The organism is uncultured Nitrosomonas sp., assembly GCF_902826915.1.
Taxonomy (GTDB): Bacteria; Pseudomonadota; Gammaproteobacteria; order Burkholderiales; family Nitrosomonadaceae; genus Nitrosomonas.
The window spans coordinates 1-15,363 of the sequence record NZ_CADEGP010000066.1 but is presented as its reverse complement, the minus strand read 5'-3'; the positions used below and the strand labels follow the sequence as shown (position 1 = coordinate 15,363).

Below are 15,363 nucleotides of genomic sequence, written 5' to 3'. Positions count from 1 at the left end.
TCATCAAATCACCATGGTTCATGGTCAGGATGATGGAAAATGACTTCAACAATGAATAAAGCACCCCGCCGCAAGCAACGAGGTATTAAAAGCGCTCTTCAGACTGCTGGTTTTCAACCAGCCTTCGCCCCAAGGAGCGAGGAATTAAACCCGGAAGAGATTAATTACCGACAAGTCTCTTTTTATTTTGGAGGCAAAAAATGGCAACGCAAAGTATTAATGTGGCAGACCTGGATGGAGAGAATGGTTTTCGTCTGGTTGGCGCGCAGGGGTCAGGTATTTCAGGCACCTGGGTGAGCAATGTAGGAGACGTCAATGGCGATGGTCTGGATGATGTGATTGTTAGTGGTTTTAATTTGATCAGCTATGTGGTGTTTGGTAAGGTCGATGGATTTGATGCCACGTTGAATTTATCCAATCTTGACGGCAGTAATGGTTTCCGACTGGATAGCGGAGCAAGCTCGGTCAGCAGCGCGGGGGATGTCAATGGCGATGGGTTGGATGATTTAATCGTTGGTAAACATTTTGGTAATACGCATTACTACTACGGTAATAGCTATGTGGTATTCGGCAAGTCATCGGGATTTGATGCGGAGGTAAATTTATCCGATCTTGATGGCAGCAATGGTTTTCGTCTGGATGGCGCGGCGGCGTATGATTATTCAGGTTTTTCAGTTAGTAATGCGGGTGATATCAATGGAGACGGTTTTGATGATGTGATTATTGGCGCTTACGGAGCTGATCCGAATGATAATGGTTCCGGCTCCAGCTACGTGGTGTTTGGCAAGTCATCGGGATTCGATGCGACGATGAATCTGTCTGTTCTCGATGGCAGCAATGGTTTTCGTCTGGATGGAGGAGCGAGTGCGATCAGCAATGCGGGGGATGTCAATGGCGATGGTTTTGCTGATTTGATCATTGGGGATTCTTCAGCTGACCTGAACGGACGCAATTCCGGCTCCAGTTACGTGGTATTCGGGCGCGCATCGGGATTTGATGCGACGATGAATTTATCCGATCTGAATGGCAATAACGGTTTCCGGTTGGATGGAGCGACGATTAATGATCTCTCGGGCCGTTCTGTAAGCAGTGCGGGGGATGTCAATGACGATGGTTTTGATGATTTGATTATTGGTGCGCCTTTGGCTAATCCGGAAGGAGTGACCGGTTCCAGTTACGTGGTATTTGGGCGTGCATTAGGATTTGACGCGGCAATGAGTCTATCCGGTTTGGATGGTGATAATAAGGGATTTCGTATTGATGGTCCGGGATTTGTCTCACATGAGAACCCTTTAGGCAACTCGGTTAGCGGCGCCGGGGACATGAATGGCGATGGTTTTGATGATTTGATCGTGAATGCGCCCAATTCGAGTTCAAACAGCGATGATTCCGGCCCCGGTTACGTCATATTCGGTCGTAGCGAATTCACCGATGGCGGCGTGGATTTCCCGCCTCTGACGGAGGTGAGGGAGCCAATGATCAGTATTAATTTATCCAGTATGGATGCCAGTGACGGTTTTCGTTTGAATGTGCTTGATAGTTATTATCTGGGTGCCATATCGGTCAACAGCGTGGGCGATATGAACGGTGACGGTTTTGATGATATGGGAATCGGGCTTGTCTTTGAGAAGTACTATGGAGGAAGTTACGTCGTATTTGGTAAAGATTCAGGTTTTGATGCCACACTAGATTTGACTGGATTTGACGGTAAAAATGGTTTTGTGCTTGGCGGCACCAATCAAAGTTTTGTCGAAGGTATCGGCGATATGAATGGTGATGGGTTTGACGACGTAGCTCTTATTACAGGCTCAGCTGGTTATTATAGTTTTTACAGCTCCGCGTACATCATATTTGGCAAGTCGGGTGATATTAAGCCCGGGAATTTATCCAATCTTGATGGGAATACCGGATTTCGCATCGAAGGAGTGCCTGATGGTAATTTTACCGGTAGATCATTTAGTGGTGCAGGCGATATCAATGGTGACGGTTTTGATGACGTCATCATAGGCTCCGAATTCGCTCCATTTCAATACAACGATGAAGCCAGTTACGTGGTGTTTGGTAAATCATCCGGTTTTGATGCAGTGGTAGATGTCGCCGAACTTGATGGGAATAATGGTTTTCGCATCGATGGTTCGGTTGAATCGGTTAGCAATGCAGGAGACATCAACGGCGATGGGTTTGATGATGTGATTGTTGACGGCAATATTGTATTCGGAAAATCTTCAGGTTTTGATGCCACGATGAACTTGTCCGATCTTGACGGCAGTAATGGTTTTCACATTGATGGTACTTTCGGAGGAGTCAGCAGTGCGGGAGATATCAACGGCGATGGGATTGATGACGTCATTATTGGACGGGGTATTGTATTCGGTAGATCATCAGGATTTGAAGCCACGTTGAACTTATCCGATCTGGATGGAAATAATGGCTTTCTTCTGGATAGAATTGGAAGTGGTAGTGGATTTTTCGATAATGCAATCAGCGGAGCCGGAGACGTCAACGGCGACGGCTTTGACGATTTGATTTTTAGCAGTTCCGGTTTTAGTTACGTGATGTTCGGTAAGGCATCCGGGTTTGATGCCACGGTAAAAGTGTTGGAACTTGACCGCACGAATAGTGTTCGTTTCGATGGAGCGTCACGTTGGGTTAGCGGGGCAGGAGACATCAATGGAGATGGATTTGATGATTTAATGGTCGCCGATCCGGGTTCTGATCCTGGTGATGACGCGGCTTATGTGATCTTTGGCAAAAGTCAGTTTACCGGTACCGTAACCTATGTGGGCATTCCTGAAAATAATGATGTTTTTACAGGCACCGAGGCGGCGGAGCGTTTTGATGCGAATGATGGTAATGACTTATTGATCGGCGGTGGCGGGGCGGATGTGATGTATGGAGGGCTCGACGATGACACTATCCGGGTGCCCGATCTGGATTTCCAGTTGGTTGACGGTGGCAAAGGGCACGATACGCTGGCTTTGGATGGAAGCGGAATACATCTGGATCTGGCTGATGTTCGGGGAAAAATCAATGGCATTGAAACGATAGATCTGAGCGGTAACGGAAATAATACGTTGAAATTAACCACAGCGGAATTGCTTGCTCTGCCCAGCGATACTTCAGGCACCTTGATCGTCAAGGGTGATTTCGGCGATGAAATTACTGTACGCGGTAATCATTGGGTGGATGGAGGAATCCAAGGTGGTTTTCATACGTACAAGCAGAATGGAGCGGTATTGAAGGTGGATGAGGCAGTGCGGGTTGAATTCTCGGATATTGGTATCATCAATTTGTCCGGTCTCAATGGTAAAAATGGTTTTCGCCTGGATGGAGTGGACGCGCGTGACGATTTGGGTAGGCTGGTAAGTAGCGCTGGAGATGTCAATGGTGATGGTTTTGATGATTTGATGGTTGGTACGCCATATGCTGATCCGAACGGTTTATCTTCAGGCTCCACCTATGTAGTGTTTGGCAAGGCTTCTGAATTTGATGCCAAGATGGATTTATCCAGTCTTGACGGCAGTAATGGTTTTCGCCTGGATGGAGTAAAAAATAGTGATTGGTCAGGTGATTCCTTTAGCGATGCGGGAGACGTGAATGGTGATGGTTTTGATGATTTGATTATAGGTGCCTACAGAGCTGGAAATTTCTCGGGTTACAGTTATGTTGTGTTTGGTAAATCGTCAGGTTTTTCTGCGGTGATGAATTTATCCGATCTTGATGGGAAGAATGGTTTTCGCATGGATGGTGAAGTAGGTGGTCGATCGGGTGCCTCTGTGAGCAGTGTGGGTGACGTTAACAGTGATGGTTTTGACGACGTGATTGTTACGGCCGGTACCACTGATTCCAGTTACGTGGTATTCGGCAAGGCTTCAGGATTCAGTGCCACGATGAAACTATCCGGATTGAATGGCAGTGACGGGTTTCGCCTGAATCAAGCGGCAAGCTCGGTCAGTAGAGCGGGAGATGTCAATGGCGATGGGTTCGGTGATGTGATTATTGGTGGTGTCTTTGGTGTCGCTTCGAATTATATTTCCTCTAATTATGTGGTGTTCGGTAAAGCTTCAGGTTTTGATGCGACGATGAATCTATCCGGCCTGGATGGTACCAACGGTTTCCGACTGGATGGTGAAGCAATCTTTGATTCTTCGGGCTCCTCTGTGGCCGGAGCGGGAGACGTTAATGGCGATGGCTTTGATGATGTGATTATTGGTGCTTTTCGTGCTGATCCGAATGGCAATGAATCCGGCTCCAGTTATGTGATATTTGGCAAGGCATCCGGATTTGATGCGACGATGAATCTATCTGGCCTGGATGGTATCAACGGTTTCCGCCTGGATGGTGAAGCAGTGTTTGATCATTCAGGTATTTCTGTGGACGGAGCGGGGGACGTAAATGGTGATGGCTTTGACGATTTAATTATTAGTGCAGCCAACGCCAGCCCGAATGGTGCTCTCGGTTCAGGTTCCAGCTATGTAGTATTTGGCAAAGTATCCGGATTTGATTCCACGATGGATTTATCCAGTATTGATGGCAACAATGGTTTTCGCCTGGATGGCGAAGCAGAAGGTGATCGATCGGGTTTGTCAGTCAGCAGCGCGGGTGATGTGAATGGTGATGGTTTTGATGATTTGATTGTCGGTGCGCCTGATGCTGCTGCGAATGGTGACGAATCTGGCTCTAGCTATATCATATTTGGCCGCAGCAGCTTTAGTGATGAGGTGGATTTCCTCGGTACGCCCGGAGACGACATTTTCACCGGTACCAAAGCGGCGGAGAGCTTTGAGGGTGGTGATGGCAACGACCGCATGATCGGCCGCGGCGGCGCGGATTCGTTCGATGGCGGTACGGGCAACGATTACATTCGCATCTCGGACGACAGCTTTGAATGGGCCGATGGCGGCGCCGGTACCGACATTCTGGGACTGGCCGGAAGCGGTTTTAATCTGGATCTATCCAATGTGATCGATAACATTCACGGCATTGAGACTATCGCTTTATATGGGGTTGGCGACAATATGTTGACCCTGACGGCGCAGGATGTCCTCGATCTGTCGGATACGACGAATACTCTCAAGGTTAAAGGCAACGCCGGAGATAGCGTGGTTGGGCTGAACAGCGGTTGGACCGATGGCGGCGTTCACGGTAACTTCCATACCTATACGCAAGGTGACGCGGTGCTGCTGATCGGGGTGGATGTGACGGCGGATTTCCCGGTAGCCTGACAAATCGTTCAAAAAACTATCGGATTGGTATGTGGTGCTGATCTGTGGTGATCTATAAAAGGTCGCTTGAATCGTGAAGCGACCTTTACTATTTTGGCTTCACGTTAGAGTTGATTTGTGATGGCCCTTGATTGACTGTGCTTGATCGCCTTGGTGCGTATCATCACCCCGTTTATTGATGGCAGAAAATAATAAGATTTTAATTAGTTGTTAAGCGCCAACTTCATGTAGAGTGTCGCCGGGTTATAATTCCTCTCACTTTACCGGGTTGCTGATGAATCTGATGAATCTGATGAATCGATTATCTCTTTTGCGAATGCTTGTTGATTGGCTTGCGAACCCGGCTCTACAGCTACTATGAACGTTATTCGGTAAGTATGTTGCAAAAATTAACGCTGTTATTTCCGCTATGGATGATTCTGTTGTGCACGGGCGCATTATTTTGGTCGGAGTGGTTTGTTTTTTTGAATCAAGGCTCCATCGTCGTGCTAATTCTGGCATTTGTCATGCTGTGTATGGGGCTAACACTCACCTTCGATGATTTTCGCCGGATTGTCCGCATGCCTAAAGCAGTAGCAATCGGTTTTGCGGTGCAATATTCCATCATGCCATTATTAGCTTACAGCATCGCTTATGCGCTCAATTTACCCGATTATTTTGCGGTTGGCCTGATTTTGGTGGGCTGTTGCCCTGGCGGAACAGCTTCAAATCTCGTGACTTATATCGCTAAGGCAGATGTGGCACTTTCCGTTGTCATGACGGTTTGCTCCACCCTGGCTGCAGTCGTGCTGACGCCGTTACTCACGCAATTGTTTGCCGGTGCGCTTGTTCCGGTGGATAGTTGGTTATTGTTCAAACAAACATTGCAAGTCGTAATACTGCCCGTTGCGCTGGGCGTTCTGCTCAATCGCTGGGTACCGGGATTGGTGCAAAGCGTGATGCCAGTTGCACCTTTGCTGTCGGTGTTGGGGGTATGCGTAATCTGCGCCATTGTGTTTGCAGCTCATGCGGAATCCATTCTCACTCATGGCGCTGAATTGCTGCTTGCGGTAGCCTTGCTGCATGGGAGCGGTTTTTTTATTGGCTATCACTTGGCAAAATTATTAGGTTGTCAGTTGCAAACCGCGCGTACGATTGCGGTTGAAGTGGGCATGCAAAATTCTGGTTTGGCCATTGTGCTGGCAAAACAGGCTTTTCCAATGCTGTTGTTGACACCTGTTGTAGGTGCAGTTTCAGCGCTCATGCATTCATTGATTGGTAGCTTGTTGGCTGTTTTCTGGCGTATTCGAATCACACCTTAGTTGTATTCAACAGATACAGATCTATATGGGTTGTTCCGAGTCTTCTCCAGTATCTCTATTCAGAAGAAAAACAAGAAATCATAGCCAAGCATTTTTTCAGACGACTTGTGCACATGCTACGCAGAACGGAGATTCTGCGTGACGCTAGCATGACTTTCGATATAGCGCTGATGTTTCTTTTCCTTGATGGCATCAACATGTACCAGAATTAAAGCATCCACACAATTTGAAAATTCTGGATCGATATTAAACCCTAGAAATTCGCAACCGCCCAGTTCGCATAGCTCCACGTATTGCTTATACAAAACCGGAACTTTCACGCTCAGCTCTTCCGTTTTTTCTTTGAGCCGTGCATAGGCTTGTTTATATTCTGTCTCATCCACAACCTGCCTGAATGGCATAAAATCAATTACTACATCAAATTCAAATGGCAGTTTAGGCAGCACAAGCTGCTTATCATTACCAAACAGCTCTTTATAAAAGCTGGCAATTACCTTTTGCGCAGGCTGCGGCAGAGCAATACTCATCGAAACCGGCCCAACCAGATAGCGAATCTCAGGGTGTTGATACAGATAAGCGCCAATGCCATACCAGAGATAATCCAAGCTTCGCTTCCCCTGATATCTGGGTTGAATAAAACTGCGTCCCAACTCAATCGCCTGCTCGAGATAAGGCGTGAAGGCTGGGCTAAAGTCAAACAAGCTCTGCGTGTACAAGCCTGCTTCTCCCTGTGCTTTAATGATCTTCTGCGCTTCACCAATGCGGTAAGAGCCAATAATTTCTAGTTCATCTTCGTTCCACAGAATAAGGTGACGATAATAACGGTCGTAACTATCAACATCCAGCGCGTTGCCAGTGCCTTCCTGCACCTGACGGAACGATAATTCACGCAGCCGCCCAATTTCCCTCATCACGCTGGAGTTGGGCATATAATCGAACAAATAAATATGCTTGCCATCTTGAGTTTTGCCGATCAGTTGCGACGCTTTCAATTCTTTGCGAATTAACTTGGCGCGGGCAGGATGGATAATATTCTCAACCGACTTGAACAGCTCTTTTTTCTTCTTTTTTCCGAGCCAATAGACTTGTTTGCGCATCAGCTTTGCCGCTACTTTTTTGGACAAATTCATCGCCGCAATCGATTCCCATGGAATCGGCTTGCCGACACGGAATAGAATCTCACCACCTTTCTTATTGAACATTTCATTAACTAGCATCATCGTTCCGAAAGGTTTATAAATGCTGGACAAGCCATAAAATAGCGTGGAATTTTTGCCGCCAATATGCACTGGAACAATAGGTGCCTTGGTTTTCTTGGCTAAAGACAAAAACACGGTGTTCCATCTGCCATCGCGAACTCCAAATGGAGAAATGCGCGACACCTCCCCGGTGGGAAATAAAATCACCGCTTGCTCAGATTCCAATGCTTCAATGATCTGAACCATACTGTCGCGATGACTGGTAGATTTGGATACATCATCAACTGACAGGAACAGGCTCTGCAGCGGATCGATGCAATCCAGCAAGGTCGTTGCAACGACCTTTACATCGGTGCGAATCTCAGACACCAGCTTCAACAGCGCCAATCCGTCCAAAGAACCAAGCGGATGATTGGCAACAATCAACACCCGACGTTGATCTGGAATGCGTGCGCGATCTTTGCTGGAAACCTGGAACGAAAAATTAAAGTGTTCCAGCACTGCATCGTTAAACTCTAGTCCCTCCAAATGCCGGTGCATTCCAATGAAACAATTGATCTCCTCCTGATGCAGCAGTTTCTTCAATATCGAAGAAGCGGCTTTCATCAATGGCTTAGCATTGGCTTCATTCGCATGCTGAAAATAATCTTTCAGTATCGCATCTACATCCAGCATAAGGTTGACCTCATTACAAAAATTGAATGCTGAACAAGATAGCTAATGAGTATGACAAGATAATGACAAACAGTTAATAATCAGAGCACATGGCACCATGCTCGTACAGCGTAATAAAAATGTACCCTACTTCGTGAATCACAAGTTCGACGCATCAATCAACTTATGATTATCGCCAAGGTATTTCAAATCTATTTTCATTCTTATTCGATTCATCGTCTCCGCTAAAGCTAGAGATTCAGAAAGCGTAGTGATTGAACTTTTCAATTTTCCTTCTCGTATATATACATTGATTGACTTCTGCCGCTTCTTGCTGGTATCCAGCATTCCCTCACGAGATTCGAAGCAGTTTTCTTAAACGCCAGAGAACGATTAGGCGAGCACGCTAGAACATTGGGATTCAAATCATTCCTTTGGAGTCCCTAATAAAAGCAATATGCGGAATATGTGTTTGAATGGCGCTTGCTAGTGAAGCAACCTGCTCTTGTGGATTTTGCGGCATGATACCAGCTTGTTCGTCGGCACCGGTTACTCCGGAAATGCCAGCGCTTGAATTTCTGAAGCTTTCGATCCAAAGAAATGAAATGCCGAGGCGAGCGAATAAATACCGATAATTAGTAAAATACAGAATCATACCGTACGCGTGACTTCTTCCGAAAAAGCAAGCAAATGGCGATTATGGGTGCATATTGCCACCGATAACCTCAAAGAGGTGTAGAGGCATATAAATAAAAGAAGATGAATTCTTTTTAGAGTCTGGAGATATCGGATTTTACTTCACTTAACAGTTTCTCGGCATTAAATTTTTAGTACGTTGAAAATGAAAGATATTATATGAGTTGATTTAGATTCAAACAAAATTTGAAGCAACCCACTGTTTGATCACATTTATCAACCATATCGGTTCATCCAGTGGAAGATCATGCCCTGCTGATTCATGCTGGATGTAGTCTGTATCCCAGACTTGCGCCAATCTTAGGCTGCAGCGGCAATCCACAAGGCGATCAGCTTGACTGGTTACAATAAGTATTGGTTGCTGCGGTTTGGTTGAGATTGAAAATTTTACGGCAGCGAGCACTTGATTTCTGGCACTTGCTTTGGATACCGGGCATTGTTGTTGCCATTGTTGCCAGAATTTCAGCAGTTTGTTGTCATGTCGATGAAGGTTTGAAGTCAACCTCAGAATATCTGTCTCCTTTTGTGCAGCAGAATGAAAAATCATGCGTAGAACATGTGGATAAGCCGTCCAGCGCAGACGATGATAAAATGGCGACAACAATCTTGCGCTGGTGTTAATCAGCACCGCAGCCTCAACTTCATCAGGGTAGCGCGTCATCCAATCAATCGCAATCATTCCGCCCATTGAAAGTGAAATCAGTCTGAGTGGTTGGCTACTATCTATTTGTTGACGCAATGCCTCAGTTATCCCGGCGATGGTTTTCGGACTGGTTTCATGGTAGCGTGTGCCATTGCCCGGGATATCGGGTGTGCTGATGATGGCATTGGGAAAGTGCTGTTGCAGATCAGCGGTAAAATTTCCCCAATGCCTGGCTTCCCGCAATAATCCGCGTATTAATACAAAATGCTCACGATCTTTCATGCATACCAATGCGTCAGTGCTTGCCGTTCCAATTCCTCTGCATCACTGTTATTGATCCAATCTTGATACGAAAGTGTGGCATGCATCAGAAACTCCATTAAAATTAGATGACTTCTTAGCACCCGGTTGAGTCGGTGCGGCTTAATTGGATGATATAGGCCAAGTAGTTGGCGCAGCTGTAGCGGATTCTTGCGAATCCAGCGCCACGAGCCCATTTCCAGCGTCAATGGTAGAAACACATTGTTACTCTCGAGTGACTTCAAATACAAAAAATCCCATAAATCACCATGCACCAGATAATGCTGCGATTGCGGCTCAAACTGATAATCCTGATGTGGATAAGTCTGCATAAACAGTTTTCGCAGATAACATACTTCCTTTAAATGCTTGATCGGCTCCAGCCTGCTCCGGGCATAAGGAAACCAAATTTGGTTACGAAAGCCGAAGCCAGAATGACAGTCGAGCACCAGACTGAATGGCGCAGACAAAACTTCTTTGGCGATAAAATCACATAATGCTTGTGCTTCAGGTTGCATCGAATCACTCGCCTTTCCACGATACCATGGCAGAACAGAAGAAATTCGATGTCCTCCAGCAAGTAAGATAGTTTTTTCCTGGCTATCAACTGGAGAATTTCGCATTAAATCAATTCCCTGTCCATTAGAGCGAGTTTTGTTCAGCATTCCGACCGGATTTACGATGGGCAAAAAATGAATGCGCACCCGCGACAGAATCTCAACTAATACCCGATCCCACTTTAGGCGTTCCAGCAAGCCTTCGAGAAAAGCAATGACGACTTGAGTACCGATGCGTTCCAAGCCATGAACACCGGCGACATATGTCACGCACGGTACATCCGGACCACGCTTGCCGATTGTCAGGGCGTATATTGGTAGCTTGTCATTGTCACGCGACACTTGGCAAAGTACTTGACTGTGTATATGCGTCGCATTGTCCTCTTGAAGAATCGCTTCAATTTGTTCGAACTCGGGAAATGGCTGTTTAATCATTAATGAGACGGGTGTCTTTTATAGGTTGGGGGCCACCAAAATCTAGGCCCGGCAAAAAACGAATCTTACTTGAATCCATTCCTATGCAGCAAAGAATCAATACAAAGATCACTTTTTTTATTTTTTCACAAAGAATTCATCAATATTTCACAAATGCTTCAAGGAAACTTAACAATGTCGCTTTATGCTGTCATGCCATCACTCATTCACTTAAAAGGTATTTATGATAAAGCATCAACCTCCTATCAAGGTGAGAAGCGTTTGGATTTCCGATGTTCATCTCGGGTTTCGCGGCTGCCAGGCAGAAGCTCTATTGCATTTTCTACATTCGGTAGAAACTGATTATCTTTATTTGGTGGGTGATATTGTCGATTTTTGGAGTATCCGGAAAAATCCTTACTGGCCTCAACATCATACCAATGTGATCCGCTCCATCCTGGGTAAAGCCAAGCATGGCACCAAAGTAATTTATGTGCCGGGCAATCATGATGAAGCCTTGCGCGATTGTGTTGGGCATATATTCGGTAATGTGGAAATTCACCAGGATTATGTACATACCACAACCGACGGCAGAAAATTGCTGGTCATGCATGGTGACGAGTTTGATATGATTGTTAAAAATAGCCGCTGGCTCGCCAAGCTGGGCAATATCGCTTACGACACCTTACTTGATCTCAACCACTATATCAACGGCCTACGGAAACTCATGGGTTATTCTTATTGGTCTCTTTCTGCATACTTGAAGTTAAAGGTAAAAAATGCAGTCAGTTACATTGGCAGTTTTGAAGAAGCACTGGCGCATTTGGCCAAGGATCGCGGTGTTGATGGTGTAGTGTGTGGGCACATCCATCATGCTGAATTACGGGAAATCAATTCGGTGTTGTACTGCAACGACGGTGACTGGGTAGAAAGCTGCTCCACCTTGCTGGAACATCTTGATGGATCATTAGAATTGGTTTTCTGGTCTGATCGATTTGAACAATACAAAAACAACGTAGAAGAAGAATTGCTGGCTAGCAAAAATGCGGCCTAAAACCATTTGAATCACTCATCGCACCCAAGAACTATTTTAAGTCTGGATGGCGGCGGCAGTCATTTGCTAATTCAACTTGGCGTCCTGGCATGTCTGGAAAATGATACCGGCACTTCGACCTACGACTTATTCGATTTGATTGCCGGATCTTCATCGGGCGGATTAATCACTTGTCTGATCCTGGGACGTCGTTTGAGTGCACATCGAATCATTGAAAAAGTGTTACATGAAAAATTGCTGGAAAAAATAATGGCGAAACATCGTTTTAGCCGTTTGATGGCTAAACTGCAAGTCCGCCCCAAGTATCAAGGTATCCCGAAAAAACTGACGCTGCAAAAAGAGTTGGGGGATCTAAGGCTGTCATCGCTCGACAAGCAATTATTCATTCCATGCTTCAATCTCAACCAGGATCAACTGGAAATTTTTACTAATGACAGTCAACCAGATTTTTTACTAAGCGAAATCGCCGATGCCTGCACTGCCGCGCCATCCTTTTACCCACCTGTGCAATTGCAAGATGGTAGCTGGCGCATCGATGGTGGCGTTGGCATGAACAACCCCGGGCTGAGCGCATATCTTTACGCCCGGAAGTGCTGGAATCAGGGCGCAATCAAAATGCTTTCAATTGGATCAGGCTGGCGCAGCTTCATCGTCAACGGCACAAAAGCGTGCAAGTATGGCGGCGTGCAATGGTCAGCACAAGGCATCGCCTCTATTATCCTCCGGGAAAAAATGATGGCCAATGCCAGAACAACTACGGAAATTCTAGGGGACCAGGTACTGTATATCAACCATTACCTGAAAGACTACGACATGCCGGATCAAATGGATTCAGCTAATCATGGGATTGTGCAACAAAAAGCATTAGACATCGGAAAACACTGGTATGCCCTACATCGCGAGCAAATTCATCAATGGTTGAAAGATCAATAGCGAGGAGTAATTTGAAAAACTGGTGTTCGCAGAAACTATTCACACCCGATACTTATGCAATCCACACAATTGTCACAAAACAGCCAAGAAACAGTCATTGCACTGTCATAGTCAATCGCTAAACTTCTCAGCGTTCTATTTAAGAATTCATGACATTGAATTCAATAAGAAAGGCTAACCCATATCACAAGCCACCATGAAAATATTTTACGGGATTCAGGGAACAGGGAACGGTCATATCACGCGTGGAAGGATCATGGCCAAAGAATTACAGGCAGCCGATCTTGACGTGACTTATCAATTCAGCGGCAGACCACAGGATAAATTTTTTGATATGGAAGTTTTCAATGGTCACCAATGGCGCCACGGTCTAACTTTCGTTACCGAAAAGGGAAAAATCAACCACTTAAAGACTGTATGGCATTCAAAACCCTTGCGTTTTCTGGATGATATTAATCAACTGGATTTGAGCAGTTACGATTTGGTTATTTGTGACTACGAACCGGTTACCGCTTGGGCGGCACGACGGCAAAACAAAAAAACTGTTGGCATCAGCCACCAATACGCATTTCAATACAACATACCGCGTGCAGGGAATGATCTGATCTCTGAAACTATTATGCAAAACTACGCTCCTGTAAATACCAACATAGGCTTGCATTGGCATCATTTCGACCAACCACTATTACCACCTGTGATCGAAACGCCTTACGTTTCACAACAAAATCAGAAGAACAAAATCATCGTCTATTTGCCTTTTGAAGACCAGCGCTATGTCATGTCAACATTAGCGCCCTTCAAATCATTTGATTTTTTTATGTATTCTCCAGAAGTTATTCCCTCCATGCATTCCCATATCTACTGTAATCCTCTATCGTTGCAGGGCTTCCAGAGAGATTTGTCGGATTGTGCGGGCATTATTTGTAATGCAGGTTTTGAGCTAGCCAGTGAATCACTGCAGCTTGGCAAGAAAATCCTGGTTAAACCTTTGCATGCACAAATGGAACAAGTTTCAAATGCCCTGGCTTTACATACATTAGGTTATGGACAAATGATGCATACCATTGATGCGACGATCATTGAGCAATGGTTACATGAAACCCGCGCCATCCGGGTTACCTTCCCCAATACAGCCAGATATCTGGTGCAATGGATCCAGGACGGCATGCCGCAGATTGAGCAATCGTGGTGCGATCGAATTTGGTCAGAGGTCAGAGTCATTCCTGTTGAAATATCATAAATTTTAACAAACTTGAATCCACTCAAATCCATGAATACTAACCTTCTGTTTAAACCTAATCAATTAATTATAAAAATACCTTCGCCAGAAAAAATATTGATCATTTACAATCCTATATCTAGCGCTGGAAACACAGAAGCACTCGCAACTAAACTGGAGAAAGAGTTAACTCTTCACGGCAAAATTGTTGAAGTATTAACATCCGAGAAGAAAACGAAGAGTTATACACGCATTACAGAAAAAATTTCCGTCAATGACCTCATTGTTATCGTAGGAGGAGATGGAACGATTAGAAAATTATTGGATCTTGTCAATAAAACGAACACACCCATTTATGCCATCCCGGGTGGAAATGAATCATTATTTGCACGTTCGTATGGTATGAGCGTTAGTGCAAACGATTTGATTCAAGCAATCAATTCAGGGACATGTTTACAACAATTTTACGGCCTGATCAGCGGTAAAGGAATTAAAGGCGGGAAGCCTTTTTTTCATATGGCTTCGATGGGACTGGATTCTTTAACTGTCAAGAATATTGGTAAAAGAAAAGGTCCGCTGAATGATTCCATTTATGTTTGGCACGGACTAAAAGCTTTATGCTCCTTGCATCACCCAACTGTATCAGCAAGTGTTGATGGGCAGTCAGTAATTGATCGCGAATCTGGATACGTTATCATCGCCAATAATTCGGCCTACGCTAGAAATTTACAACTTGTCCCTACTGCCGATCCTTCCAAGAGCGAGCTTATTCTTGGTTTCTTACCTGGAGCACGACACCAACACGAGCTGATTAAAGCAATGAGAATTTTGCAACGTAAACCTGCCAAACTACCGATGCGATATTTCTCAGGAAAAAATATTTCCTGTACACTGCATGAAAATTCCTATCCATTACAAGTCGATGGCGATTATTTTCGTAATCGGGATATTGAAGCTGAAAGGACAATTGACTTTAGTGTCAGCCCAAAACCAATACGAGTATTAATTCCATCTTTCCTAAGCACTAACTGATAGTGGCTCGTTTACGCGGCAGTTATTCAAACTGGGCCAATCCAGCATTAACTGCAGTAGTGCGCTTCAATCCATTGCAATCATTAGAGGTGGTCACACTTGATTGGACAGTTTTTCCCATATTTTAAGTGGAAAT

General features: G+C 45.2%; 10 protein-coding genes. 6 read left to right on the top strand and 4 right to left on the bottom strand.

The genetic code is table 11. From position 1 onward, the window contains the following. Window positions 1–200: 200 nt before the first annotated feature. Together QZV86_RS11185 and QZV86_RS11180 are read left to right on the top strand one after the other, a co-directional pair. On the top strand, window positions 201–5,225 hold the full coding sequence (locus QZV86_RS11185) for a hypothetical protein (RefSeq protein WP_295627950.1): 5,025 nt from the start codon (window positions 201–203) through the stop codon (window positions 5,223–5,225). A 377-nt stretch (window positions 5,226–5,602) separates the two neighbouring features. After that, on the top strand, window positions 5,603–6,526 hold the full coding sequence (locus tag QZV86_RS11180; protein ID WP_295627947.1) for a bile acid:sodium symporter family protein: 924 nt from the start codon (window positions 5,603–5,605) through the stop codon (window positions 6,524–6,526). Between the two features lie 116 nt (window positions 6,527–6,642). Here QZV86_RS11180 and QZV86_RS11175 read toward each other — a convergent pair whose 3' ends face one another. The 4 genes from QZV86_RS11175 to QZV86_RS11160 form a co-directional block, all read right to left on the bottom strand. Then, window positions 6,643–8,400 (bottom strand): lysophospholipid acyltransferase family protein, encoded by a 1,758-nt coding sequence (locus QZV86_RS11175; RefSeq protein WP_295627945.1) that lies wholly within the window; start codon window positions 8,398–8,400, stop codon window positions 6,643–6,645. Between the two features lie 400 nt (window positions 8,401–8,800). After that, window positions 8,801–9,034 carry a hypothetical protein gene (locus QZV86_RS11170; protein WP_295627942.1) on the bottom strand — a complete coding sequence of 78 codons (234 nt, stop codon included), beginning with the start codon at window positions 9,032–9,034 and terminating at the stop codon, window positions 8,801–8,803. Between the two features lie 216 nt (window positions 9,035–9,250). Further along, complete coding sequence (locus tag QZV86_RS11165; RefSeq protein WP_295627939.1) at window positions 9,251–10,000, bottom strand: alpha/beta hydrolase; 750 nt, start codon at window positions 9,998–10,000, stop codon at window positions 9,251–9,253. After that, the gene (locus QZV86_RS11160) at window positions 9,997–11,010 is read right to left on the bottom strand and encodes a M14 family zinc carboxypeptidase (RefSeq protein WP_295627936.1); all 1,014 of its coding nucleotides are present in this window, start codon (window positions 11,008–11,010) and stop codon (window positions 9,997–9,999) included. Before QZV86_RS11160 ends, QZV86_RS11165 begins: the two co-directional genes overlap by 4 nt. Before the next feature lie 223 nt (window positions 11,011–11,233). On the opposite strand from QZV86_RS11160, the gene QZV86_RS11155 reads away from it, so the two are divergent. The 4 genes from QZV86_RS11155 to QZV86_RS11140 all read left to right on the top strand — a co-directional run bounded on the left by QZV86_RS11155 (window position 11,234) and on the right by QZV86_RS11140 (window position 15,227). Continuing rightward, window positions 11,234–12,043 carry a UDP-2,3-diacylglucosamine diphosphatase gene (locus QZV86_RS11155; RefSeq protein ID WP_295627933.1) on the top strand — a complete coding sequence of 270 codons (810 nt, stop codon included), beginning with the start codon at window positions 11,234–11,236 and terminating at the stop codon, window positions 12,041–12,043. A 6-nt stretch (window positions 12,044–12,049) separates the two neighbouring features. Next, window positions 12,050–12,976, top strand: coding sequence for a patatin-like phospholipase family protein (locus QZV86_RS11150; protein ID WP_295627931.1), 927 nt, complete (start codon window positions 12,050–12,052; stop codon window positions 12,974–12,976). A gap of 196 nt (window positions 12,977–13,172) precedes the next feature. After that, entirely contained in the window at window positions 13,173–14,216 is a 1,044-nt protein-coding gene (locus QZV86_RS11145) for an MJ1255/VC2487 family glycosyltransferase (RefSeq protein WP_295627928.1), read from the top strand. Window positions 14,217–14,228: 12 nt separating this feature from the next. Beyond that, the gene (locus tag QZV86_RS11140; RefSeq protein ID WP_295627926.1) at window positions 14,229–15,227 is read left to right on the top strand and encodes a diacylglycerol kinase family protein; all 999 of its coding nucleotides are present in this window, start codon (window positions 14,229–14,231) and stop codon (window positions 15,225–15,227) included. Window positions 15,228–15,363: the final 136 nt, after the last annotated feature.